This is a genomic window from Desulfocicer niacini (genome assembly GCF_054657595.1).
The window spans coordinates 1-868 of the sequence record NZ_BAAHYK010000153.1 but is presented as its reverse complement, the minus strand read 5'-3'; the positions used below and the strand labels follow the sequence as shown (position 1 = coordinate 868).

Annotated in this window: 1 protein-coding gene; it reads right to left on the bottom strand. The window is 38.9% G+C overall.

Going from position 1 to position 868, the window contains the following annotated elements; translation table 11 throughout:
* Positions 1 to 819 (bottom strand): transposase (locus tag ACYQ2M_RS25150; protein ID WP_459919152.1); only part of this gene is annotated, 819 nt, incomplete at its 3' end.
* Positions 820 to 868 lie beyond the last annotated feature (49 nt).

Genomic DNA, 868 nt, shown 5'->3' with positions numbered 1-868 from the left:
ATCAATGGTAGACCATGAGTCACATGCCTCAATCATGCTTTTGAGTTCTGTAAATCTGGAAAAAGGTACAGACGCTGTAAATTGTATTCGCCTGTCGGACATCAAAAAAATGATCTCTTGATTGAAGAAAGCTGCATCCATACGGGATTCAATTATGGTTCCGGGTAGTTCCGATTTGATTTTGTCAAAACACTTTATCATGAAATCTGGTGCTCCATTGGAATCATGAACATTGCCTGGTCGATGGTGCATGTCAAAAAACTGGCCAGTCTGGGAAATGGTACAAAAAAGAGGATAATAACTCCTGGTACCCTTTTTCTTTTTGTTGAAGCCAATGGCAGAACCTTCGGCATGGCCTTTGGTAGATAGCACAGAGCCATCAAAATCCAGGGTTAGCCTGGGAAATTGTTCCCGTTGTAATCCGTCCACAACGAAGGATCGGGATAAATCTTGAATATTATCAACGCTTTTATCATCCAATTGAGCCAACCCTCTTGAGATAGTCGAAACATCGGGAAGTTTTTTCAATCCCATCAGGCGTAGTACCATGGGATCATCTTTGTAATATTTGATTTCTCGTAGTCTTTTAAATCCCAAAATTAAATGGGTTATAATCAAAATCACAACCAAATGGTGCCCAAATATAGGCGAAACATCTAAATGTGAAAAGCATTTTTTCATTTTGGCCTTCAAGTCAAGGCGCTTAAATAACAATTGGAAAATGATAATTCCCGAAAAAGATGTCAGTTGTTGATCTTCGAATCGAAGCTCAGGAATTTTGTGGAATTTGGCATGAATTTGTGCTTTACTGGACTTCACTTGGAGTGGCCTCCTGAATAAGGTTATTTTTTGTCTAGGAAACTTATTA